This window comes from Staphylococcus sp. GDY8P198P, from assembly GCF_017891615.1.
Taxonomy (GTDB): domain Bacteria; phylum Bacillota; class Bacilli; order Staphylococcales; family Staphylococcaceae; genus Staphylococcus; species Staphylococcus cohnii.
Map to the genome: position 1 here is coordinate 54,997 of NZ_JAESJQ010000016.1, position 23,280 is coordinate 78,276.

At 32.3% G+C, this 23,280-nt stretch carries 23 protein-coding genes; 9 read left to right on the forward strand and 14 right to left on the reverse strand.

The genetic code is table 11. The annotated features are described in order from the left end of the window. Positions 1 to 9: 9 nt before the first annotated feature. Together KA824_RS10575 and KA824_RS10580 are read right to left on the reverse strand one after the other, a co-directional pair. Positions 10 to 945, reverse strand: coding sequence for a DHH family phosphoesterase (locus tag KA824_RS10575; RefSeq protein WP_181187741.1), 936 nt, complete (start codon positions 943 to 945; stop codon positions 10 to 12). A 36-nt stretch (positions 946 to 981) separates the two neighbouring features. Next, positions 982 to 2,274, reverse strand: a complete 1,293-nt coding sequence (locus KA824_RS10580) for a DRTGG domain-containing protein (protein ID WP_181187740.1) — start codon at positions 2,272 to 2,274, stop codon at positions 982 to 984. Between the two features lie 224 nt (positions 2,275 to 2,498). On the opposite strand from KA824_RS10580, the gene KA824_RS10585 reads away from it, so the two are divergent. Next, positions 2,499 to 2,912: a universal stress protein gene (locus KA824_RS10585; RefSeq protein ID WP_019468615.1), complete on the forward strand. Its 414-nt coding sequence runs from the start codon at positions 2,499 to 2,501 to the stop codon at positions 2,910 to 2,912. A 144-nt stretch (positions 2,913 to 3,056) separates the two neighbouring features. Here the strand turns inward: KA824_RS10585 and KA824_RS10590 are convergent, their stop codons facing one another. Further along, positions 3,057 to 3,746, reverse strand: a complete 690-nt coding sequence (locus KA824_RS10590; protein WP_181187739.1) for a metal-dependent hydrolase — start codon at positions 3,744 to 3,746, stop codon at positions 3,057 to 3,059. 204 nt (positions 3,747 to 3,950) lie between these two features. On the opposite strand from KA824_RS10590, the gene KA824_RS10595 reads away from it, so the two are divergent. Continuing rightward, positions 3,951 to 5,003: a M24 family metallopeptidase gene (locus tag KA824_RS10595; RefSeq protein WP_181187738.1), complete on the forward strand. Its 1,053-nt coding sequence runs from the start codon at positions 3,951 to 3,953 to the stop codon at positions 5,001 to 5,003. Beyond that, positions 5,000 to 5,629 (forward strand): copper homeostasis protein CutC, encoded by a 630-nt coding sequence (locus KA824_RS10600; protein ID WP_119536005.1) that lies wholly within the window; start codon positions 5,000 to 5,002, stop codon positions 5,627 to 5,629. The genes KA824_RS10595 and KA824_RS10600 overlap by 4 nt, the downstream gene beginning before the upstream one ends. A 113-nt stretch (positions 5,630 to 5,742) precedes the next feature. On the opposite strand, the gene ald is transcribed toward KA824_RS10600, so the two are convergent. Further along, the gene (gene ald / locus KA824_RS10605) at positions 5,743 to 6,858 is read right to left on the reverse strand and encodes an alanine dehydrogenase (protein ID WP_107383787.1); all 1,116 of its coding nucleotides are present in this window, start codon (positions 6,856 to 6,858) and stop codon (positions 5,743 to 5,745) included. 150 nt (positions 6,859 to 7,008) lie between these two features. On the opposite strand from ald, the gene KA824_RS10610 reads away from it, so the two are divergent. Together KA824_RS10610 and KA824_RS10615 are read left to right on the forward strand one after the other, a co-directional pair. After that, a complete protein-coding gene (locus KA824_RS10610; protein ID WP_181187737.1) occupies positions 7,009 to 7,512 on the forward strand; it encodes a universal stress protein in 504 nt (167 codons plus the stop codon). Positions 7,513 to 7,715: 203 nt separating this feature from the next. Beyond that, positions 7,716 to 8,882 carry an esterase-like activity of phytase family protein gene (locus KA824_RS10615; protein ID WP_181187736.1) on the forward strand — a complete coding sequence of 389 codons (1,167 nt, stop codon included), beginning with the start codon at positions 7,716 to 7,718 and terminating at the stop codon, positions 8,880 to 8,882. 344 nt (positions 8,883 to 9,226) lie between these two features. Here KA824_RS10615 and KA824_RS10620 read toward each other — a convergent pair whose 3' ends face one another. The 9 genes from KA824_RS10620 to ezrA all read right to left on the reverse strand — a co-directional run bounded on the left by KA824_RS10620 (position 9,227) and on the right by ezrA (position 19,175). Then, positions 9,227 to 10,426: an acetate kinase gene (locus KA824_RS10620; RefSeq protein ID WP_107383789.1), complete on the reverse strand. Its 1,200-nt coding sequence runs from the start codon at positions 10,424 to 10,426 to the stop codon at positions 9,227 to 9,229. Positions 10,427 to 10,513: 87 nt separating this feature from the next. Further along, complete coding sequence (locus KA824_RS10625; RefSeq protein ID WP_107383790.1) at positions 10,514 to 11,461, reverse strand: class I SAM-dependent methyltransferase; 948 nt, start codon at positions 11,459 to 11,461, stop codon at positions 10,514 to 10,516. 158 nt (positions 11,462 to 11,619) lie between these two features. Continuing rightward, positions 11,620 to 12,114, reverse strand: coding sequence for a thiol peroxidase (gene tpx / locus KA824_RS10630; protein WP_154409215.1), 495 nt, complete (start codon positions 12,112 to 12,114; stop codon positions 11,620 to 11,622). 90 nt (positions 12,115 to 12,204) lie between these two features. Next, entirely contained in the window at positions 12,205 to 12,744 is a 540-nt protein-coding gene (locus tag KA824_RS10635) for an RDD family protein (protein ID WP_181187735.1), read from the reverse strand. A 9-nt stretch (positions 12,745 to 12,753) separates the two neighbouring features. After that, positions 12,754 to 13,746 (reverse strand): signal peptide peptidase SppA, encoded by a 993-nt coding sequence (gene sppA / locus KA824_RS10640; protein ID WP_107383793.1) that lies wholly within the window; start codon positions 13,744 to 13,746, stop codon positions 12,754 to 12,756. Between the two features lie 224 nt (positions 13,747 to 13,970). After that, on the reverse strand, positions 13,971 to 14,747 hold the full coding sequence (locus KA824_RS10645) for a sulfite exporter TauE/SafE family protein (RefSeq protein ID WP_107383794.1): 777 nt from the start codon (positions 14,745 to 14,747) through the stop codon (positions 13,971 to 13,973). 80 nt (positions 14,748 to 14,827) lie between these two features. Beyond that, positions 14,828 to 16,051 carry a tRNA uracil 4-sulfurtransferase ThiI gene (thiI, locus tag KA824_RS10650; protein WP_107383795.1) on the reverse strand — a complete coding sequence of 408 codons (1,224 nt, stop codon included), beginning with the start codon at positions 16,049 to 16,051 and terminating at the stop codon, positions 14,828 to 14,830. Further along, positions 16,048 to 17,184, reverse strand: coding sequence for a cysteine desulfurase family protein (locus tag KA824_RS10655; protein ID WP_181187734.1), 1,137 nt, complete (start codon positions 17,182 to 17,184; stop codon positions 16,048 to 16,050). The genes thiI and KA824_RS10655 overlap by 4 nt, the downstream gene beginning before the upstream one ends. A 299-nt stretch (positions 17,185 to 17,483) precedes the next feature. Further along, entirely contained in the window at positions 17,484 to 19,175 is a 1,692-nt protein-coding gene (gene ezrA / locus KA824_RS10660) for a septation ring formation regulator EzrA (RefSeq protein WP_181187733.1), read from the reverse strand. A 222-nt stretch (positions 19,176 to 19,397) separates the two neighbouring features. Here ezrA and KA824_RS10665 point away from each other — a divergent pair, with 222 nt between their 5' ends. From KA824_RS10665 to KA824_RS10675, 3 genes are all read left to right on the forward strand, one after another. Further along, on the forward strand, positions 19,398 to 19,862 hold the full coding sequence (locus tag KA824_RS10665) for a GAF domain-containing protein (protein ID WP_181187732.1): 465 nt from the start codon (positions 19,398 to 19,400) through the stop codon (positions 19,860 to 19,862). A 255-nt stretch (positions 19,863 to 20,117) separates the two neighbouring features. Beyond that, positions 20,118 to 20,720 carry a 30S ribosomal protein S4 gene (gene rpsD / locus KA824_RS10670; RefSeq protein ID WP_181187731.1) on the forward strand — a complete coding sequence of 201 codons (603 nt, stop codon included), beginning with the start codon at positions 20,118 to 20,120 and terminating at the stop codon, positions 20,718 to 20,720. Positions 20,721 to 20,975: 255 nt separating this feature from the next. After that, positions 20,976 to 21,482, forward strand: a complete 507-nt coding sequence (locus tag KA824_RS10675) for a GNAT family N-acetyltransferase (RefSeq protein WP_107505144.1) — start codon at positions 20,976 to 20,978, stop codon at positions 21,480 to 21,482. 393 nt (positions 21,483 to 21,875) lie between these two features. Here KA824_RS10675 and KA824_RS10680 read toward each other — a convergent pair whose 3' ends face one another. Next, on the reverse strand, positions 21,876 to 22,619 hold the full coding sequence (locus KA824_RS10680) for a glycerophosphodiester phosphodiesterase (protein WP_107383800.1): 744 nt from the start codon (positions 22,617 to 22,619) through the stop codon (positions 21,876 to 21,878). A gap of 78 nt (positions 22,620 to 22,697) precedes the next feature. Between KA824_RS10680 and KA824_RS10685 the strand changes: the two genes are divergently transcribed. Next, entirely contained in the window at positions 22,698 to 23,138 is a 441-nt protein-coding gene (locus KA824_RS10685) for an SACOL1771 family peroxiredoxin (RefSeq protein WP_181187730.1), read from the forward strand. Positions 23,139 to 23,280 lie beyond the last annotated feature (142 nt).

Consider the following 23,280-nt stretch of genomic DNA (forward strand, 5'->3'; position numbering starts at 1 on the left):
TCCTTAATCTTACAATTTATTATTTAATGCTTGTGCTAATTCTTCAAATTGCTGCCAATCTGCAACTGAAACACCAGATGCATTCGGATGACCTCCACCACCAAATGCATTAGCAATATCATTAATGACGATACCTTTAGAACGAATGCGACATCTAATTTCGGAACCTTCATCTACCGCAAACACCCATATTTTCAATCCTTGAATATCAGCAATCGCATTGACAAAAAGCGAAGCCTCATTCGCTACAATATCAAATTGTTCAAGTACATCTTTGGTGATTTTCACTTTACAAAAACCTTTTTCATTTAAATCAAAATTCTGTAAAACATGGCCTTGAAAAGGTAATAGTTTTGGATCTTTTTCCCCTAATTTATTCAATTCTTGTTGATGGTTAAATGAATATTTTAATAATTGGCTTGCGACTTCCATAGTATGTGGTGTTGTATTATTAAATAAAAACCGTCCAGTATCTCCTACAATACCTAAATATAATACTCTTGCTACAGAATCATCAATTAGTGATTGATCGTTAAAATGACTTATAAAATCAAAAATAATCTCACTCGTTGATGATGCTTGGTCATTCACATAGTTAATATCTCCGTATTGGTCAACTGCTGGATGATGATCTATTTTAACAAGACGCTTGCCAGCATTGAATCTATGGTCACTGATTCTAGGAGAATTAGCAGTATCACATACGATAACCAATGCTTCGTTATATTGGTCATCACTAATATCATCAAAAGTACCGATAAAATCAAGTGACGGTTCTCCTTCTCCTACTGCATAAATATTCTTTTCTGGAAATTTAAGTTTTAAATAATTTTTCATTCCAAGTTGTGACCCATAAGCATCTGGATCTGGTCTTACATGTCTATGTATGATTACTGTTTGAACCGCTTTTATTTCATCCATAATTTGATTAAATTCTATCGTCATTTTTATCTTCCTTTTTTAAAGTTATATATGTGCCTTTTAATCTATCATTTGACAAATAATCATTGCTTTTGCAACTTGTTTACCATCACTTGTCATCGTTACTTCTAATTTAGCAAAATTTCTTCCTACATCTAACATATCATAATGTACATTAATTTCAGATTCAATTTGCACAGTCTTAATGTAAATGATATTTAAACTTTCAATCATTACTTCAAGTTTCTTTAATTTTCGCATTTCATAACGCACAGTTTCTTCAATAATAGCTACAAACACCGCTTTACTCAGTGTACCAAACTGATTTGTAAGTAAAGGTGAAGTTTGTACTTGAATATCATCATTTGCAATTGTAATATGTTTAGCTACTTGATCATTAATGGTTTCGCCTACCTGGGGCTGACGACTCAGTAATTGCATTGCTGTCAATACATCTTTTCTTGTAATTACACCAATTAATTTTTTGCTTGGTGAAATCACTGGTAATAATTCGATGCCTTCCCAAATCATCATGTGCGCACAATTTGCTACTGTAGTTGATAGTTGTACATTAAGCGGAGACTTAGTCATAAAATGTGCTAAAGTATCCTTGTCTTCCATTTTAATTATTTCTTTACTCGTAATGATACCAACTAAGCGCCAATGTTCATCAATAACTGGGAATCTGGAGTGACCTGTGCGTTTTGCTTTTTCTTTATAATCGTACAAAGTCATATTATCAAAAACCACAGTATCTTCATTCACAGATTTCACTATATCTTCGACGACTAATATTTCTTTCCGAATCATTTGATTATACATCGCTCTGTTAATAATATTCGCAACTAAATATGTATCATAATTAGATGATAGTATTGGTAAATCATGTTCATCAGCATATTTGATTATTTCATTGGACGTTCTAAAACCACCAGTAATCAATACTGCACTTCCTCTTTTCAAAGCGGCTAGTTGGACATCTTTTCGATTTCCTACAATCAACAATGTATGTGGACTTAAATACTTTACCACATCTTCAATTTCCATTGCGCCAATAGCAAATTTTGTTAATGTCTTGATGAGGCCATTTCTTCCTCCTAATACTTGTCCATCAATTATTTTTACAATTTCTCCAAATGTAAGTTGTTCAATTTGTTCACGTGTTTTCTTTTCTATTCGGACAGTACCAACTCTATCGATTGTTGCTACTAAACCAATTCTACCGGCATCTTTGATCGCACGATAAGCTGTCCCTTCAGAGACATTTAAATCTTTCGCTATTTTTCTAACAGAAATTTTTTGCCCTACTGCTAAAGATTCGATATAAGATAAAATTTGCTCATGCTTTGTCATTGTAATAACCTCATTTTTGGACATTTTCTATGATATTATAACTTTTTATAACTAAAATTGCGATTTAATCACTTAAAAAATATATTTTAACTTTAATTATGACATATATTCACTAAGATATTAATATCTATAAAACTTTTTACTCTGTTAATATGAAAACATATAATTTTTAATTTGATTTGTGATAAACTCTAATTAGAATAGAATTAAGGAGGGATGGAATAATGTTTAAAAATATTTTACTTGGTGTTGATACAACACTTAAAAATGAAAAAGCACTTAAAGAAGTTTCTAAGTTAGCTGGTGAAGACACTGTTGTAACAATTCTTAATGCAATCAGTGAGCAAGATGCACAAGCATCGATTAAATCTGGTGTTCATTTAGATAAACTCGTTGAAAAACGTAGTAAAGGGTTAGAAAGCACTCGAAATACACTCGATGAGTATGGCATCAAATATGATGAAATCATTGTGCGTGGTAATGCCAAAGAACAATTGGTAAAAGAAGCAAATAGTGGCAAATATGAAATAGTTGTCCTCAGTAACCGTCGTGCCGAAGAAAAGAAAAAATTCGTACTAGGTAGCGTGAGTCACAAAGTTGCTAAAAGAGCAAGCATCCCTGTGCTTATTGTAAAATAGTATAGCGATGTAATGACTGGGATAATCATCTCATTGCAACAAATGGTGCAATCCCATAAAAACAAAGAAAACGCCAATTTCTACTATGATGTTAGTGAAATTGGCGTTTATATTTTAGTATAAACTGTTGATATCGCTATCACTCTAAAGTTGAACTGCGTCACCTGGGTTTAATATCTGTACTTCACCTTCTGAAACAGCTGACTTGAAGTCATCTGGATTTTGTTTGATTAAGTCAAATGTATTGTAGTGAATTGGTACTGTAATTTTAGGTTTAATGAACTGATTAATTGCAAAACTAGCATCATCAATGCCCATTGTGAAATTATCACCAATTGGAATAAAACAAATGTCAACCGGATGACGTTCAGCAATTAATTTCATGTCACCAAATAATCCTGTATCACCAGTATGATAAATCGTCTTGCCTTCTATTTCTAAAATTAGCCCCATCGGCATTCCTAAATATACGGGAATACCATTGTCATCAGTCAAGCTAGAACTGTGAAACGCTTGTACAAAGTTAACCGTTCCAAAATCAAATTCTGCTTTACCACCAATATTCATAGGTCTAACATTTTCAACATTTTTAGTAGTCGTTAAATAATCACCTAATTCTGCTGAACCAATAACTGTTGCGTGATTTCTATTTGCTAATTCAATCGTATCACCAAAATGGTCTCCATGACCATGTGTTAAAATAATATAATCAACTTCTAAAGTTTCAGCATCTAAATCGGATAAATCGTTGCCCGTAATAAATGGATCAACAATTACTTTTTTGCCATTCGCTTCAAAATAAATCGTTGATTGTCCGTGAAAAGATAATTTCATATCGATAATTCCTCCCATAAAACTGTTTGTTTTATATATACCACAATTATTAACAGTTATAACACGCTTATATCAAAATACGCGCTTATATTTGATAATTCTTTAATAATTTTAGCAATATACCTTATTTCAACATATTATTTTTGAATTCCTTACACAACTAACATAAAATTAATATAATCATATATTTAGGAGGCAGTAAAAATGAAGTTACAACAAGTTAAAGAATCATTAAAATCACAACAAGCTGACGCAGCATGGATTACTACCCCATTGAACATCTTTTATTTCACTGGCTATTTAAGTGATCCTCATGAACGTTTACTAGCTTTATTAATCAAAGAAAATGGCGATCAAGTCCTATTTTGTCCACAATTAGAAGTCGAAGAAGTAAAGGCTTCACCATTTGATGGTGAAATCATTGGTTACCTTGATACAGAAAATGCATTAGATAAATATCCTTTTACTTTCAATAAAATGTTAGTTGAAGCGGCACACTTAACTGTGCAACGTCAACGTGAATTAATCGAAGCTTTTGATGTAAAAGCGTTCGGTGATATTGATCAAACAATAAAATCATTACGTAATGTTAAAAGCGATTCTGAAATTGCTAAAATTCGTAAAGCTTGTGAACTTGCAGATAAATGTATTGAAATTGGGGCAAGTTTCTTAAAAGAAGGTGTGACAGAACGACAAGTTGTTAATCACATTGAATATGAAATCAAAGCTTATGGCGTTAATGAAATGAGCTTTGATACGATGGTCCTATTCAGCGACCATGCAGCGTCACCACATGGTATACCTGGTGACCGTCAATTACAAAATAATGAATTTGTATTATTTGATTTAGGTGTCATTTATGATAACTATTGTAGTGATATGACAAGAACAATTAGATTTGGACAACCTAGCTCAGATGCTCAAAACATATACGATATCGTATTAAAAGCCGAACAAGAGGCAATCGCTGCAATTAAACCTGGTGTACAAATTAAAGATATAGACGCTATTGCTCGAGGTATTATTACAGATGCTGGGTACGGAGACTATTTCCCTCATCGATTAGGACATGGTCTTGGATTAGAAGAACATGAATATCAAGATGTTTCTAGTACAAATACAAATGAATTTGTACCAGGAATGGTTGTAACTGTAGAACCTGGCATCTATGTGCCTGGTGTAGCTGGTGTCCGTATAGAAGATGATATTCTCGTAACTGAAAATGGAAACGAAAGTTTGACAGGTTACGAAAAATGATTAAAGAAGCCGTAGTCGAAACAATCCAACAAGTTGAATATGCGATTGAAAATGGCGCAGATCGTGTTGAATTGTGTGATCACTTACATGTCGGAGGAACCACGCCAAGTATAGGAATGATTGAAATTGCTACTGAAATTTGCAAAGCAAACAACGTAGAAATTGCTGTCATGATTCGTCCACGTGGCGGTGATTTTGTATATAGCCTATATGACTTTGAAATTATGCAGCGAGATATTAAAGCAATTAAATCATTTGATATTGATTATTTTGTATTCGGTTGTTTAACAGATGATAACACATTGAATGAATGGCAAATGAAAACTTTAAAACAACTAGCATCACCGATACCTGTTGTTTGTCATATGGCGTTTGATGAAATACATTTAGAAGGTCAGGTAAAAGCATTACACAAATTAATTGAACTTGGTTTTAGTAGATTATTGACACATGGGGGTCCAGCTGATACTAATATTTTTGACAATTTAAATCAGCTTGGTAAGTTGGTCGTGAATTCTGGAGGAAAGATTGAGATCATGCCCGGTGGCGGTTTAACAAAATCTAATGTTCAAGAACTCATTAGTGCATTCCCTTTTCAAGAGGTACACGGTACAAAAATTGTATGACATAACAAATTTACTCGGCACTAAATTTTAATAAATCGTATTAAACCTGAAATTAAAAACTGGTAACCTCTGCTATATAGAAGAGATTACCAGTTTTTGTTTGTTATTTTTTATTATTTTAGAGTACTTTCCACATTAGAATATGGTAAATTCAAAGCTTCACCTACACCTTTATTGGTTAATACGCCATTAATTGTATTTAAACCTAATGATAAAGGTTCATTATCTTGTAATGCTTTTAAATAACCTTTTCCCGCAATTTGTAATGCATAAGGTAACGTTGCATTATTTAATGCAATAGTAGAAGTACGTGGCACTGCACCAGGCATATTAGCCACAGCATAATGTACAACACCATGTTTTTTATATGTTGGATCGTCATGTGTTGAAATACGATCAGTCGTTTCGAAAATACCACCTTGGTCTATAGCAATATCAACGATTACTGAACCGTCTTTCATAGATTTTACCATGTCTTCAGTAACTAGGTTTGGTGCTTTGGCACCTGGAATTAATACCGCACCGATGACTAAGTCACTATTTTTAACACATTCTTCAATATTTAATGGATTAGACATAATTGTGTGTACACGGCCATCAAATAAATCTTCAAGCTCTTGTAAGCGCTTAGGGTTAACATCCAAAATCGTTACATCGGCACCTAAACCTAATGCAATTTTAGCAGCATTTGTACCAGCCTGACCGCCGCCGATGATCGTTACGCGACCTTTAGCTACGCCAGGTACACCACCAAGTAAAATGCCCATGCCACCTTTATATTTTTGTAAAAATTCAGCACCAATTTGTGCAGACATACGCCCTGCTACTTCACTCATCGGCGTTAATAATGGTAATGATTTATCTGGCAATTGAACTGTTTCATAAGCAATACCTATTACTTTATTATCTAATAAAGCTTGTGTGAGTTTCTTTTCATTTGCTAAATGTAAATAAGTAAATAGTATTAACCCTTCCTTAAAGAATTGGAACTCTTCTTCTAATGGTTCTTTAACTTTCATAACCATATCAACGTTCCATACTTCAGCCGGTCCATCACCAATTTTAGCCCCAGCTGTAATATAATCATCGTCTTCAAAATATGAACCTAAACCAGCAGATTTTTCAACAATAACTGAGTGGCCTTGTTCTACTAATGCATGTACACCACTTGGTGATAAGCTCACCCTATTTTCATTGTTTTTAATCTCTTTCGGAATACCTATTATCATTTTATCCACCTCCAAATTTATAGTAACGTGTATTATATGAAAGCGCAATCATAGTTTAGAGTATTTTTACAACATGTATTAAGGCGAATTATGTTAATATTCTGTAAATAGTGGTATAATATAAGCAAGAAGATGAAGGAGGTAATTGTGATGCTAACGTATAAAAATATTTTAATCGCAGTCGATGGATCACATGAAGCTGAATGGGCATTTAATAAAGCTGTAGAAGTTGCAAAACGTAATGATTCAAAACTAACAATCGTAAATGTTATTGATTCAAGAACTTACTCTTCTTATGAAGTTTATGATGCACAATTTACTGAAAAGTCAAAAAACTTCTCTGATGATTTATTAAAAGGTTATAAAGAAGTGGCAACGAATGCTGGTGTTACTGAAATTGAAACAAGACTAGAATTTGGTTCACCTAAAGCAATCATACCTAAAAAGTTGGCTGCTGATGTTGATGCAGATTTAATTATGTGTGGTACATCAGGTTTAAACGCAGTTGAAAGATTTATCGTAGGTTCTGTATCAGAAGCAATTGTGCGTCACTCTCCTTGTGACGTGTTGGTGGTACGTACAGAAGAACTTCCTGAAGATTTCCAACCACAAGTAGCTACAGATGAATTCAGATCCAAGTATCAAGCACATTAACGATAAAGTTCAACTTATTTAATAAAACATTCAGCTATAGAAAAAAGATAGTTTACACTGTATATCGTGATAAACTATCTTTTTTTCTTAATCATCTTAACATCGCCTGTTTAGTTGTTAAGAAATTGTTATATCATCTTCAAATGAGCTTCATATCAAGCATGTAAAATAGGATTAAGAAATGCCATAAAGGAGTTAATGATATGAACCAATTTAAGAGAATGATGATGCTTAGTTTATTTATAAGTACTTATTTTATTTCTGCGTCAACGCATACATATGCTTATACTGATAATGTAAAAAATGAAAAAACGGCTTCTCAATTAAAATATATTGATACAGAAACTATTCCTTATAATAAATCATTTAAAAATACAAAAATAGGCGGTCTTTCTGGTATTTCTTATGATGCTAAGTCCAAAAAGTGGCTAATGATCAGTGACGATCGATCAGAAGAAAACCCAGCTAGGTTTTATGAAGCCCAAATCAATTACAATAAACATAAATTTAACAAAGTGAAATTCACGCAAATGCACTTTTTAACACAACCCAATGGCACAAAATATCCAAGTAAGGCATCATATAAGAAGCATCAACATGATGTTGTTGCTGACCCTGAGTCGATAAGAATTGACCCTTTAAATCATAAACGTCTGCTTTATACAAGTGAAGGTGATCGCGAACTTGGTTTCAATCCATTTATAAGGACAGCTACTAGAAATGGCACATTTATTAGTAATCTCCAAATCCATAACCCTATTAAAATGGAACGTCAGAATAAACATGGATTTAGAAATAACCTCGCGTTAGAAGGTAGCAGTTTTTCCGAAAATGGTAAGTATATTTGGACTTCTATGGAAGCACCTTTACTTCAAGATGATCAATTACCAACCATAAAATCAAGCGCTAAAACACGCTTAACAAAATATAATCGTCAAGGTGATGTTATTTCAGAAAAGCCTTATAATCTAGATCCAATTCCAAAAAAACCAGGAAAAAATAAAGATGCTGAAAATGGAATTGCTGAAATTTTAACATTGAATAAAAAGGAATTACTTGTACTTGAGCGTGCCAGTGTTCAAGATAAAAATAACAATTTCAAAAATTATATACGTATTTATAAAATTGATAGCACAAGCGGAACAGATACTAAAAATATCAAATCACTGCAAAAGAACCATGTAACACCGGTTAAAAAACAATTAATTGCAAATCTTAATGAGCAAGACATTGGACATATTGACAATATAGAAGGTATGTCCTTTGGTCCAAAATTACCAAATGGTCACGACAGTTTAGTCCTTATATCAGATAATAACTTTAATCAAAAACAACAAACGAACCTTACTGCATTTGAAATAAAACCTTAAGAATTGAAAAAAACAGCTATTATTTTGGAATTCATATATCTATTTAAATTAAAGGTAAATAAGTAGTTAAAATATAAATTTTAGGGATTATGAAATATGCTGACGCCCGGGGAAATGATATGAGCGAGAGACTACAGGCTCGAGCCATATCCCCAGGCAAGCATGCACGATCAAAATCATAATATTTTAAATATAAGAGGACCAATCCACATTAAGGATTGGCCCTCTTATTTATAAGCTAGACATTTATATCATAGATTTTAATTTTTAAACATTGTTTTATTTCTTAAACTGTGTCAAAAAACTATCGTGCATTTTAATCTATCATACTTTTGATATCAAATTTATTCAAGATTACCAAATTTAACTACATCACGTGCAATCATTACCTCTTCATTTGTAGGGATAACAATAACTTTCACAGGAGAATGTGGATAGTTTATGAAACCTTCTTCGCCATGAATCGCTTCATTTTTCTTAGCATCCCAATAAACACCCATGAATTCTAAACCTTCTAAAACTTTTGCTCTAACAGGATCAGAATTTTCACCTACGCCTGCAGTAAAGATGATTACATCTACACCGTGCATACGTGTCGCATAAGAACCAATATATTTATGAATTCTTGATGCAAACACATCTAATGCTAATTGCGCACGCTCTTTACCTGCTTTTGCCTCATCAATAATATCTCTTAAATCACTTGAAGTACCAGAAATACCTAATAAACCAGATTCTTTATTTAATGTATTCAGAACTTCTTCTGCATTTTTTCCTGTTTTTTCCATAATAAATGGTATTAAGGCAGGGTCAATATTCCCTGAACGTGTACCCATAGTAACACCAGCTAATGGTGTGAATCCCATTGAAGTATCAACAGATTCTCCACCATCAATTGCAGCAATGGATGCTCCGTTACCGATATGACATGAAATCATGCGTAATTCTTCAATCGGTTTGCCTAAAATTTCAGCTGCGCGTTGTGATACATATTTATGACTTGTTCCATGGAATCCGTATTTACGAATACCATAATCTTCATAATATTGGTATGGTAAGCTGTATAAATAAGATTTCTCTGGCATTGTTTGATGGAATGAAGTATCAAAGATAGCTACATGTGGAATTTCTGGTAATAATTTGCGAAAAGCACGGATGCCCATTAAATTTGCAGGATTGTGTAATGGTGCTAGTTCACTTAATGACTCAATTTGTTCCTCAACTTCATCTGTAACATATACTGAATTTGGGAATAATTCACCACCATGTACGACACGATGACCTGTTCCATCGATATCATAAATGCTATCAATTACACCATGTTGTTTGAAGCTTTCCAACATAATATTAACCGCTTGTTCGTGGTCTGTAATATCTAATGTTGATTTGTGTTTTTCTCCGCCTACTTCAATAGTAAATACAGAATCTTTTAATCCAATACGTTCAATAAGTCCTTTAGTAATAATCTTTTCTTCCGGCATTTCAATAAGTTGAAATTTCAATGATGAACTACCAGCGTTAATAGCCAAAATTAATTTTGACATAGCATAATGCCTCCAATTTAAATTAAGTTTTTTTATATCCATATCTATTTAATCATTAATACAGTAAGAATTCAAGAATATTACAGTTTAATTTTCAGGATGATTTTCCATCATCCAAGCATTTAAATCTTGTAAAAAAGCTTGGAATTGTTGAGGGCTTTTGAAATCAGGTATATTAGCTAACAGAACCTCTACAGGCTTTGTTACATTAGTTTCTTTTTTCTGTAGAATGAGTATCGACTTACGCGCTTTTTCATTTTTAAACAGTGTAGATGGCAAGTTTAGAAAAGCTTGCATTTCTGTTTCTGTTGCAATGAAATTTTGTAACTGTTTCACATTCGTACCCTCGAATAAATTACTAGGTACTACTAAAAACGCATATCCTGATGCTTTTAATGCTGTTACTGCTTGTTCAATTAATAAATAGTGAGAAAAACTATGTCCTTCTTCAAAACCTAAGTCCATTTCTTTACTTCTATCATCCACTGGATAATATCCTATTGGTAAATCACCAATAACAACATCTGCGTCTTCAAAAGGAAGTGGCATGATAGCATCTTGAGGATAAACATCAAATGGGATTTCTAAAAAGTTTGCTAAATGTACACTCACACGAGATAATACTGGATCAACTTCAACAAGATGATGCATAACTGTATGTTCAGTTAATACTTCATGTACAGAAGCGCTCAAATGTCCAGCCCCACTTGCAATATCTGCGACATGAAATGCTTCTTTATTTTTTAAAAAACGCTCGGCAAGGAATCCTAGAATCATTCCAATTGAATCAGGTGTAATTTGATGGTTTGCTTGAATATCTTCTTTTTGCATTAGATTTAAATAAGCAAATTGAAATGCCTTACGTCTATCTTGTAATGTAGCTTGTTCCAGCAATGATCTTTGATTAGTATAAACATTTTCCATTGCAAGACCTAAATTTTCTATGAAACTTTGACCATTCTCTTCATTTAAAGATTTGGTTTTTTCATCAAGTGCCTTAAATAATTGTTCCATTACTGTTTCTTCTTGTGCCATTTAAAAGTCCTTTCTAAAAAAACTGTCCATAATTTAATTGAAATTAAGTCAGTACCCTAACTTATATTACCAAATAATTATGGACAGTTTAATTTATAATGTCAACGATACTGTTTTATGAGTTTTACTAGTATAATCATGTGACAATATTATATAATTTATAGACTACGATAAGCTTCTAATGCAGCATCAAAGTCTGGGAAATTTGTGCCTTCAGAAACAATTTCAGTATAAACTACTTTATTGTTTTTATCTAAAACGAAAACAGAACGTGCTAATAAACGTAATTCTTCCATAACAACACCGTATGTTTTACCGAAAGATAAGTTTCTATGATCGCTCAATGTGATTACATTTTCTAAGCCATTTGACGCACACCATCTTTTTTGTGCAAATGGTAAGTCTGCAGAAATTGTTAAAACTACACCATCTTCTTTAGCAGCTTCTTCATTAAATTTACGTGTTTGTTGATCACAAACACCTGTATCTATAGACGGAACAACGCTAATTAATTTTTTTTGTCCGGCATAAGTTTCTAAATTAACTTCATTTAAATCATTATCTAAAACAGTAAAATCTGGCGCATATTCTCCTTTTTTTACTTGTGAACCATATAGTGTTACTGGTTCTTGTTTGAATGTAATTTGTGCCATGTTGCACGCCCTCCTATTAAATAGTTCTTACTACCATAGTATACCCATCTATCGTCTCAAAATAAACTCATAGATAACTAAAGTTTACTTTTATTTTTTAAAATAAAATAATTTTTCGTATTTATTTCTGATTACGACCGTGTCAGCGAAGATATCATGAATACCTCTGTGTTTATTTGTAAACAAAATAACTAAGTAAGGTAAATTAAATAACACGCCACTTATAATACGTCCAATCCACTCCCTAAATAACACATCTGCCCATGTAAGTGATTGACGATCTATCCTTTCTACCCGAATGTTACAAATCATTTTACCTATCGTTTGTTTGAAAAATTTAGTTAATAATACAAAGTATAGATAAAATACAACCGCATCTAAAATGTGTCCTAGGCTAAAATATTCAATCCATAACTTAAGTTCATCAATATGCGTAAAATGATATATCGGTTTCAATATCAGACCCTGTATACCAAATATAATGAGTAAATCAATAATAAAACTCCAAAACCTTATACCAAAACCTGCATATACAGACTGTGCTAATTGTTTATGATACATTGCTTCTATATCAGATTTATCATTTTCTGGAGTTGTCTGTAAAGTTTGTTCATTTGTATACTGCTCCATTTTATACACCTAACCTTTATATAGATACATAGGTTCAGCTTCTGTATCATTGCTTATAATTGATTTCAAATCACTTAATTCATTTTTGAATTGATCTAGTGTTGATTTAGTTGAATAGATAGAACTAAACCAGCCTTCATCTGCACTATATTTAAACACTTCTGCATCCTTTGCTTTTATGTCATTTTTAAGTGCTTTTAACGCATTATCGTTATAACCAATTTCATCAATCAAACCGTTCTTTTCGGCTTGTTGCGCACTATAAATACGTCCATCAGCTAACTTTTCAACCTTTTTCTTTGGCATATCTCTACCTTCTGCAACAATATTAATAAATCTTTCATAACTATCATCTAATACAGATTGCAAAATATCTTTTTCCTCATTAGTCATTTCTCGAGAGCTACTCATAATATCTTTATGTTCACCAGATTTAATGACATTTTCCTTAATGCCTAGTTTTTCTTGTAATCCAGAATAATCAACATTTGACATAATAACGCCAATGGATCCGGTAGTAGATTGAGGGCCAGCATATATTTTATCGGCAGGAGCAGAAATATAATATCCACCAGACGCAGCCATCGCATCCATATGTACATAAACTTTTTTATGTTTTTGTTTTATTTCTTCAATTTTTTTATAAATTTCATCACTTGGGTATGTACCTCCGCCAGGTGTATTAACGGTTAATAAAACACCTTTTATCGAGCTATCTTTTTTCACTTTATCCAACTGTTTAAGAAATGCTTCATGATTATAACCAGAACTTCCAAACATTCCTTCACCAGTACCTTCACTAATTTCACCATTTAAAGTTAGGTGTACAATGCGTTTTGAACTGTCACCTTCTGATTCTACCGTTTCAGTAAAAGGATCCATTTCTGACATGCCATCTTCACTAAAAAGCGAAGATATCACAGTAGATATCGAACTCATAACAATACCACCAAGCACGATTATTACGGCAAGTACTATTGCTATTATTCTTTTTTTCGACATAACGTATTCACTCCCAGAATATTTTTTCAATCGTTCCAAATACAATTTAAACATAATCAATTAAACAATGTATACCTTTATAAGAAAAATAAAATAAGAGGAAGATCTGAGTGATATAGAAAACAAATCGTTTTAAAATGAAAAAAGCTGAGACATTTTTTTGTCTCAGCCACATGCACACACCCGAATACCATTGAAGTATTACAGTTTAATTTTCAACATGATCAATTGATTAATTGCATAATATAATCGTAAGCATTTTTAATAATCAAAACAGCAGTTACTACAATAAATAAAGTTTTTACATAACTGACACCTTTTTTAATTGCGAATGTCGCCCCAACATACGATCCGCAAATCATACTTACTGCCATAATCAAACCATAAAAATAGTCAACTTGATCTAATATCATAAACAAAATTAAAGCGCCTAAGTTAGAAGCAAAATTTAATACTTTTGCATTGCCAGCAGCGCCTAAAAAATCAAAACCGAACATAAGTAGAATAAAAAGCATAAATGAGCCAGTGCCGCCACCTAAAAAACCATCATAAAATCCAATAAGCGACATAATACTTACAAATAAAATTGCTTTACCAAATGTCAATTTTGTATATGTACGTACATTGCCCCAATCTTTTTTCACCAATGTATAAATCATGACTAAGGTCAAAATAATGATAACCAGTGGTTTTAAAAGCTCGGCTGGTAGAAATGTGGCTACACTCGCGCCACAAATTGCCAAAATAAATACAAATGGAAATAACTTTCCTACTATCTTCAAATCGACATTACCCGATCTCAAGAAACGAAATGCACTTGTGAGTGAACCAAATGAACTTGCTAATTTATTTGTACCCAAAGCAACGGCTGGTGGCATACCAACAGCTAATAATGCCGGAATAGAAATTAAACCGCCGCCACCTACAACAGCATCAATAAACGCTGCTAAAAACCCTAGAAGTATAATTATAAGAACGATCGAAATATCCCAATCTAGCATAATTCCATCCCCTGTCTGTTTTATTCTTATGTCTGATTAGCTAATGTTGTTTGTATGGAATTGAATATTCATAATAAAAGTTAAAATAAATCATCTGCCAGTGCTTGCGTTTCAGTATCTTTTTCACTTTGATAGTCTGGCGTAATTGTTAATGTTTCTATTTGTTCAAATGCTTCCTGTACAAGTGGTTCAAAATCATACACTGTTTCAAATTTTTCCACCTTTTCAATATCTGGCTCCGTCACAGGATTTTTAGGTGTAAAGATTGTACAACAATCTTCATATGGTTGGATAGATACGTCAAATGTGCCAATTTCTTTAGCTTTCTTCACAATGTCTTCTTTATCTAATGTTAAAAGCGGTCGTAAAATTGGTGTAGACGTCACATGATTGATAGCATACATACTCTTAAGGGTTTGACTTGCAACCTGCCCTAAATTCTCTCCATTTACTATGGCATGTCCTTCAATATCATGCACAAGCTTGTCCGCTACTCTCATCATCATTCTACGTGTTGAAGTCATCGTATAGCGCTCATGTACCACTTTGTTTATTTGTTTTTGTAAAGCAGTGAATGGCACGATATGCAATTTTATAGGACCTACATGAGCGGACATGATTCTTGTAAGTTCAATTACTTTGTCCTTAGCCTTTTCACTCGTAAATGGTGGACTATGAAAATGAATGGCTTCTACAGTAACGCCTCTTCTCATAACTTCAATACCAGCTACTGGAGAATCTATACCTCCTGATAACATAAGTAATGTCTTACCGCCTGTACCGACTGGTAATCCACCAGATCCAGCAATTACTTTATCATATACATAAATAGCGTCTAATCGAACCTCTACTTTAATCGTATGGTTCGGGTTATGTACGTCTACTGTTAGATTATCAGTAGCGTTTAGCACTGTACCACCGAGTTCTTTTTGCAATTGATATGTATCAAACGGAAAGTTTTTATCTGAACGTTTGACATCAATCTTAAATGTATCTCCATGTGCATAACCTTGTGCAAATTTTACTGCTAAATCACGTACTGCTTCTATTGTTTTATCAATTTTCAATACAGGACTAATAGAATAAATACCAAATACTTTTTCTAGTCGACGACACATTTCTTCAATATCTGCACCTTCATACAATTCAATGTACATTCTATCTCTATTGGCTTTGACGTTATATCCTTGCAGTGGCATTAATGCACGTTTGACATTCGAACGTAATTTATTAACAAACATTTTACGGTTAGCACCTTTTAAAGTCAACTCACCATATCTCACTAAAATGTGATCATAAATCATATTAACAACTCCTTCACTTCTTCATATACAAGCTTAAATTTCTCTTTAAAATCACGAATATCTTCTGCGGTAGTGTTGGCACCCATCGATATTCTAATACTGCCTTCTATTTGCTTTTTTGGAATATCCATTGCTAAAAGCACCTCGTTCAATGAAGCTTTTTTGGATGAACACGCACTTGTAGTAGAAAGCATAATATCATATTTTGAAAATGCATTTACTAAAACCTCACCTTTCACACCCGGAAAGCCAACATTCAAAATATGTGGTGATGCACCGCTAGGAGAATTAACTTTCACGCCAGTAAATTCATTTAAAAATCGTATAATTTCTTGATTGAACTCACTTAGTTTTTCATACAGTTGCGTACTTTCTTTAGCAGCGATCTTTAAAGCTTTTATGATAGCTATATCAATAGGAAGATTGACTGTGCCACTTCTAAGTCCATACTCTTGACCGCCACCATGCACAATTGGCTCAATTTGATGTAAATTACGAACAAATAAAAGACCTTGCCCTTTTAAACCATGAAATTTGTGACCACTTAAACTCAGTGTGTCAGCAGCTTCAAAATTTAAAGCAATTTTACCTACTGCTTGTACTGCATCGACATGCAAATGTGCTTTAGGGTATTGATGGACTATTTTTGACACTGCTTCGACAGGTTGAATTTGTCCCATAATATTATTGACATGCATACAAGTCACGAGTGCTACTTTGTCTGACATTAACGATTCCAAATGTTCTAAATCAATTTGTCCATCCTTTGTAATATTTACATATCTTATTTCGAACCCTTCAGTTTCCAATGAACGTACTACCTCTAAAACAGAAGGATGTTCTAAAACAGAGGTAATGATGACATTTGCAAATGCCTTTTTCTTGTATGCAATTCCTTTAATTGCAATATTATTCGATTCAGTTGCTCCACTTGTAAATACAATATCAAAATCTTTTTCTAATTTAAATAGCTCTTTGATTTGATCTTTTGATTGTTGTAATAACTGCTCTGCTTGTATACCTGCTTTATGTGGGCTATTAGGATTAAAATATAACGACTCATTTACTTTTAAATAGGTATCTAATACGTCTTGTCTTGGTTTTGTTGTCGCTGCATTATCAAGATAAATCAATGTTTTCACTCCAATTGTATATCATTTTATATTTTTAAACGCTTCATATTTATATTTTATGTCAACATTTCATTTCATATTTTAAAGTTTCCCTTTTAGCATTATACTCGCTTTTATTAAAAAGAAAAGAGAGTGAAACAGAAATTGATTTTTAAAATATAATTTCTTCATCACTATCGAAATAAATTTTTGAATGACCATTAAATATTAATAATCTATTAATGCGAACATCTACGTCCAACAAATTATTCGAGGCTGGAACATAAAAATGTTCCAGCCTCAAATAAGATTACTATTATTTAGTTAATAACTTGTGATTCAATTTGTTTTGTAACGCCCGGTTCTACACTTTCAAGCGCTTGTTCAGATATTTCAATTGAGCGTTTGTAACGATTGTTTTTAAATAAACGTTCCGCTTCGTTAAGACTTTTATCAATATTTGAACTTTCTTTACGATAACGGTTCCCATATTCGATTAATTTTTCAGCATAAACTGCATTAACGAGGACATCTGTAGCTTCATCTTCAAATTTATTCATTTGTAAGACTACTTTAGATACTTTATCTTTAAGTTGTTTTACATGAATCGGTCTTACACTGAATTTTTTATTTACTTCACGTACTTCGTAGTCTATTTCATTTTTCATAATGATGAATCTTTCAGGTACACTTGGTAAATTTGACGCCAAGAGTTTTCTATAAACTTCTTCTTTTTTACTTTGTACACGCAAGATATTTTCTTCTGCTTCTGCTTCATCTTCGCGAAGTTGAATTAAATGATTTTGTAATTTTTCTTGTTTTTCATTGATAACATCAACATGTTCTGCGATATATTTCAAGTTATCTTGAACTTCGCTATATCTTACAGCTGACTTTGCCATTTCTTGTAGAATTTCATCATAAACTGAAATCATACTCTGAATTTCATTTTCAAACTGTCTGACATTTTGAACATCACTTTCATTTATATAATAATTTTCACGCACATATTCAATTTCAGTTTGTAATGTATAATTCATTTCTTTAGCTCTAAATAAATTATCTGTGATGACTTCTTTTGTTTCTTCTACTTCATTTTTTGCTTTCACTTCATGTTCGATTAATTCATACATTTCATCAAGACGATCATTGATACTATTTAATTTATCATTTGCTTCGTCTAATTCTAACCTGCTAATCATCGGTTCTACGAAACTCAATTCTGTTTTAAGCGTCTGTAATGAGCTATCAATTTTGACATGGTCTAAATCATAACCTTCGACTTTCAAATCTCGACATCCATATTTTAAATCTTGGAATTGACCTGGTAATTCCTTTTGTGCTTCTCTAATTAATTCAGGAATTTCATCCATATCTTTTTTAAGATAATTCATATCTTCATTAAGTGTTTTGATGTGATCATACGCTTGGTTATAGTTGCCCTCTTCTTTTAATGTTTCGTATGTTTCCATCTCTGGAACAAAAGTTTCAATTTCTTGTTCCAATGGAGCAGCCGCTTCACCGAATTGGTGTCTATTGGCTAACACATCACGCTTCATTTCACGATAATCCACCTTACATTCTTCATATAAGTGGTCACTTTCTTTATGTAGATTTAAAATGTTTTCAATATTTGAATTAAGTTCGTTGTAGTTTTCTTCATATTTATCCATTAGTTCATGTGCTTCATCAATCTCAGTTTGAGCTTGTGAAAACTTAAATTTATCAAGTAATCCTTCCGCTTGATGAATTTTTTCTTCGACTGGCAATAAATATTGATTTTTACTATCTAATGCATTTTGTTTTAAACCGTTATAAGTCGTTTTTGTTTCCCCAGTTAAAGTTAGCTCAGATAATTGAGATAGACTTTCATCATAGGGTAATTGTTCTACTTTTGATTTACGCGTTTCAGCCTTTTCAATCATTTGGCTTTTGTTGGAACGCATATAGAATAATACACCGACAATAATCAGTATAATGACAATAATTGCTAAAATGACATACAATACCATATGTTTTCTCCTCCTATTTTATCACTATTCATTATAACGTAAGATACCTACCCATTAAAGAGAAAATGAGTGAATCATCTCAATTATTTAAAATTAATCATAAGTTCATTCTCACCTAAATCATATGTATAACGATATTTTGAAAAACTTCTAAAATCTATTGATTGATTACTATTAAAACAGTCTTTATAATAAATGAAAAGTAAAAAGTGAGGTTTTTTTATGCTAGAGGTCACTGAAACAAATTATGATTTATTACAAAAACAAGTTTCAAGTTTAATTGAAGATGAGTCAAATATGATTGCTATCCTAAGTAACGTATCTGCATTATTAAATGACTCAATAGATCAAATTAACTGGATTGGCTTTTATTTAGTAGAAGATAACGAATTGATTCTCGGACCATTTCAAGGGCACCCTGCTTGTGTACATATCGCTATTGGTAAAGGGGTATGTGGTACTGCTGTTGCCCAAGATAAAACGCAATTAGTAGAAGATGTTAATGCGTTTCCTGGTCATATTGCCTGCGATGCTAACAGTAAATCTGAAATTGTAGTACCGATTCATAAAGATAATAATGTAATAGGTGTTTTAGATATAGATGCACCTATCACAAACTGTTTTAATAATGAAGATAAACAAGGATTAGAAGCAATTGTAAAAATCATTGAACAACAATTAGCATAAATTGCATGCTTATCTATCATAAACAAACGCAAAGTCGACTATTGACAGATTAATATATCATGATACAATGTTCTTTGTGTGAATAAACGAAATTAGCAGTTGTATATTAATTGGCGCTATGTTGTTCCCAAAGTGGGCGTGCCGTGTAACCGTAGCTATGAGGCGAGGACACATAAAACAATATATCCAATTAAGCATGCAACACTCTTTTTTGTTTTTTCATAACAATAAAAGAGAAAAAGGAGGAGTCAATTTATGGCTCGATTCAGAGGTTCAAACTGGAAAAAATCTCGTCGCTTAGGTATTTCTTTAAGTGGTACAGGTAAAGAATTAGAAAAACGTCCTTACGCACCAGGACAACATGGTCCTAACCAACGTAAAAAAATGTCAGAGTATGGTTTACAATTACGTGAGAAACAAAAATTACGTTATTTATATGGCATGACTGAAAGACAATTCCGTAACACATTCGAAATCGCTGGTAACCAACATGGTGTACACGGTGAAAACTTCATGCAATTACTTGCTGCACGTTTAGATGCAGTTGTATATTCATTAGGTTTAGCTCGTACACGTCGTCAAGCACGTCAAATCGTTAACCACGGTCATATCGAAGTTGATGGTAAACGTGTTGACATTCCGTCATACACACTTAAACCTGGTCAAGAAATTTCAGTACGTGAAAAATCTGCTAAATTAGATATCATTGCTGAATCTGTTGAAATCAACAACTTTGTACCTGATTACTTAGAATTTGATGCAGACAACTTAAAAGGTAAATTCATTCGCATTCCTGAACGTAGTGAATTACCAGCTGAAATCAATGAACAACTTATCGTTGAGTACTACTCAAGATAATAAGTTTCATACTCAAACACCGACAATTTTTTGTCGGTGTTTTTTTATTTCTCCATGCTAATTTATATGCAATGAACCATTATGCTATCATTTCAGAGCTAAAGCTTAATAAATTTTGCTATATTAAAGCTCTTCTTCATGTTTGCCATTGCACTCACTAAATGTTAAAGAAAGATATAACATCCCCTCTGTACGCCCTTTCAATTTTACTTTTTACTTCACTTTGTTTATATTTAGTAAAAAGGAGTGTTATCATTGAAAATCAGAGCTTTAGAAGAAACAGATTTAGACTTTGTACATCATTTAAATAATGAATATTCCATTATGTCTTATTGGTTTGAAGAACCTTATCAGTCTCTAAGTGAATTACAATCACTCTACAAAAAACATCTATTAGATGAATCTGAAAGAAGATTTATTATTGAAAATGATTCTGAACGTATCGGAGTCGTGGAATTAGTAGAAATTGATTTTATACATAGCAATTGCGAAATACAAATTATCGTGGATGAAGGATATGGTGGTAAAGGATATGCCTCTCAAGCATTTAAAATGGCTATAGATTATGCCTTTTTAGTGTTAAACCTTCATAAAATATATTTATTTGTAGACGTTACGAACGAAAAAGCTGTACATATTTACCAAAAACAAAACTTTAAAATTGAAGGTACCTTACAAGAACATTTCTATACACGAGGAAAATATAATGATTGCCATGTAATGGGACTTTTAAGAGATGATTGGATTAACCAACAAAAATAAACGTATAACTGTAAATGAAACTTACTTTTGTAATGTAAATAGAATCTACATTTAAACAACAAAATTATAGAAAATATTCGCTAAATAACATGAATAGTAAAAATTTTAGTCCCACTTCTCAATTTATTGACTTAGTGGGACTTATGCATGAGCGCTAGCTCAGGTAATCCTTAAATCACTTCTCAATTTATTGAGTTAGTGGGACTTATGCATGAGCTTTAGCTTAACTAATCTTGAAATCTAAGTTATCTTCCCTTGTCAGACTGCATGTTAAAAAAGTTACTTCGATGTCTATACCATGTCAATTTTGATAATATATTCCAATTTAAATCTACGCATTAACAGAACGGATAAAGTGATACCTCAAACTTTTATTTAAAACTAATCATTGACTTAACAAAATAAGCGATGTGGTTTGTCAGAAATAAGGCCATCTACACCAATACGTATCAGTTTTATCGCTTGCCTTTTTTCATTAACAGTATAAGGCATTACTTTCAATCCATAGTCATGTGCCTTCTTCATAAACGCTTCCGTCACTAATGAGTAGTGTGGATTAACATAGTCAGCATATTCAGCTATTTTTTTAAAAGATGGCATTTTATACCAATATCGTTTTTTGCTAAGTAAAACACCTAATCGATAACCATAATGTTTCAGATATAGTTGTTTTATAAAATTTTGATCAAATGATTGAATGATCACTTGATTTTTATTTAATTCATATTGCTTTAATTTATCTATTAAATCTTTTTCAATGCCAGGATAGTTTTTAGGTTGTTTCATTTCTATTAATAATAACTTGGGCGATGCTTTGATTAATGTTAATACTTCATCTAATGTAGGCAATGTTTGTTTTGTATATCTTGGACTACTATTTATGCCATAATCAAATCTTCTTAAATCATTAAGTGTTTGTTCTTTAACCTTCCCACTACCATCGGATGTTCTGTCAATAGAATCATCATGTAACACAACTAACTGACCATCCCGCGTTTTATGTAAATCTATCTCTAATATATCTGCATTGCTTTGAAGGGCAGCTTGAATTGCAATGATAGTATTTTCTGGATAATCCATTGCCAAGCCACGATGCGCAACTAACATTATGTGATGATTTTCGAATTCAAATGACATAAAAAGTGCCCTCCCCTTTCAATATAAAGTAGAATCATCTAAACTTAAGTTATCATAAAAACATTGGAGGTCAAAGCAATGGTCCAACATCAATTTAAAGTAACTACAAAATGGGCAGATGGACGTGAATCAGTCGGTAAACTATCTGGTGATGTTTTAGATGAACAAATATCTATCCCAGCAGGTTTAGGAGGAAATGGAACTGGTACGAATCCTGATGAGTTACTAGTTTCGGCAGCATCATCTTGTTATATCATTTCCCTTGCAGCTGTATTAGAACGTTCAGGTTTTACACAGATAGATATCCAACAGTCAACAATTGGATTAGCTGTATTCGAAAATGCCAAATTTAAAATGGACACTATTACACATTATCCAGAAATAAAAGTGGATACAACACAGAAAGAACAATTAAAAAAGAAACTACCAAAGTTACTAAAGATTGCAGATAATAATTGCATGATTTCAAATTCTATAAGAGGCAATGTCGACGTCAAAATAGAACCAATATTAAAATAATTTTGCAATCATTTTATGTATGACGGAATATGATTATAATAACAATGTATACCCTTACATATTATTTGAAATTTGAATATATTTAATAATTTTAAATTTTTACACTTTTATATTTTCTGAAAATTTGCTAAACTTGACAATC

What these genes read in the sequence shown, in the direction of transcription:
- KA824_RS10575 (WP_181187741.1), bottom strand. Translation starts at nt 945, where the DNA reads ATGACGATAGAATTTAATCAAATTATGGATGAAATAAAAGCGGTTCAA.
- KA824_RS10580 (WP_181187740.1), bottom strand. Translation starts at nt 2,274, where the DNA reads ATGACAAAGCATGAGCAAATTTTATCTTATATCGAATCTTTAGCAGTA.
- KA824_RS10585 (WP_019468615.1), top strand. Translation starts at nt 2,499, where the DNA reads ATGTTTAAAAATATTTTACTTGGTGTTGATACAACACTTAAAAATGAA.
- KA824_RS10590 (WP_181187739.1), bottom strand. Translation starts at nt 3,746, where the DNA reads ATGAAATTATCTTTTCACGGACAATCAACGATTTATTTTGAAGCGAAT.
- KA824_RS10595 (WP_181187738.1), top strand. Translation starts at nt 3,951, where the DNA reads ATGAAGTTACAACAAGTTAAAGAATCATTAAAATCACAACAAGCTGAC.
- KA824_RS10600 (WP_119536005.1), top strand. Translation starts at nt 5,000, where the DNA reads ATGATTAAAGAAGCCGTAGTCGAAACAATCCAACAAGTTGAATATGCG.
- ald (WP_107383787.1), bottom strand. Translation starts at nt 6,858, where the DNA reads ATGATAATAGGTATTCCGAAAGAGATTAAAAACAATGAAAATAGGGTG.
- KA824_RS10610 (WP_181187737.1), top strand. Translation starts at nt 7,009, where the DNA reads ATGCTAACGTATAAAAATATTTTAATCGCAGTCGATGGATCACATGAA.
- KA824_RS10615 (WP_181187736.1), top strand. Translation starts at nt 7,716, where the DNA reads ATGAACCAATTTAAGAGAATGATGATGCTTAGTTTATTTATAAGTACT.
- KA824_RS10620 (WP_107383789.1), bottom strand. Translation starts at nt 10,426, where the DNA reads ATGTCAAAATTAATTTTGGCTATTAACGCTGGTAGTTCATCATTGAAA.
- KA824_RS10625 (WP_107383790.1), bottom strand. Translation starts at nt 11,461, where the DNA reads ATGGCACAAGAAGAAACAGTAATGGAACAATTATTTAAGGCACTTGAT.
- tpx (WP_154409215.1), bottom strand. Translation starts at nt 12,114, where the DNA reads ATGGCACAAATTACATTCAAACAAGAACCAGTAACACTATATGGTTCA.
- KA824_RS10635 (WP_181187735.1), bottom strand. Translation starts at nt 12,744, where the DNA reads ATGGAGCAGTATACAAATGAACAAACTTTACAGACAACTCCAGAAAAT.
- sppA (WP_107383793.1), bottom strand. Translation starts at nt 13,746, where the DNA reads ATGTCGAAAAAAAGAATAATAGCAATAGTACTTGCCGTAATAATCGTG.
- KA824_RS10645 (WP_107383794.1), bottom strand. Translation starts at nt 14,747, where the DNA reads ATGCTAGATTGGGATATTTCGATCGTTCTTATAATTATACTTCTAGGG.
- thiI (WP_107383795.1), bottom strand. Translation starts at nt 16,051, where the DNA reads ATGATTTATGATCACATTTTAGTGAGATATGGTGAGTTGACTTTAAAA.
- ezrA (WP_181187733.1), bottom strand. Translation starts at nt 19,175, where the DNA reads ATGGTATTGTATGTCATTTTAGCAATTATTGTCATTATACTGATTATT.
- KA824_RS10665 (WP_181187732.1), top strand. Translation starts at nt 19,398, where the DNA reads ATGCTAGAGGTCACTGAAACAAATTATGATTTATTACAAAAACAAGTT.
- rpsD (WP_181187731.1), top strand. Translation starts at nt 20,118, where the DNA reads ATGGCTCGATTCAGAGGTTCAAACTGGAAAAAATCTCGTCGCTTAGGT.
- KA824_RS10680 (WP_107383800.1), bottom strand. Translation starts at nt 22,619, where the DNA reads ATGTCATTTGAATTCGAAAATCATCACATAATGTTAGTTGCGCATCGT.
- KA824_RS10685 (WP_181187730.1), top strand. Translation starts at nt 22,698, where the DNA reads ATGGTCCAACATCAATTTAAAGTAACTACAAAATGGGCAGATGGACGT.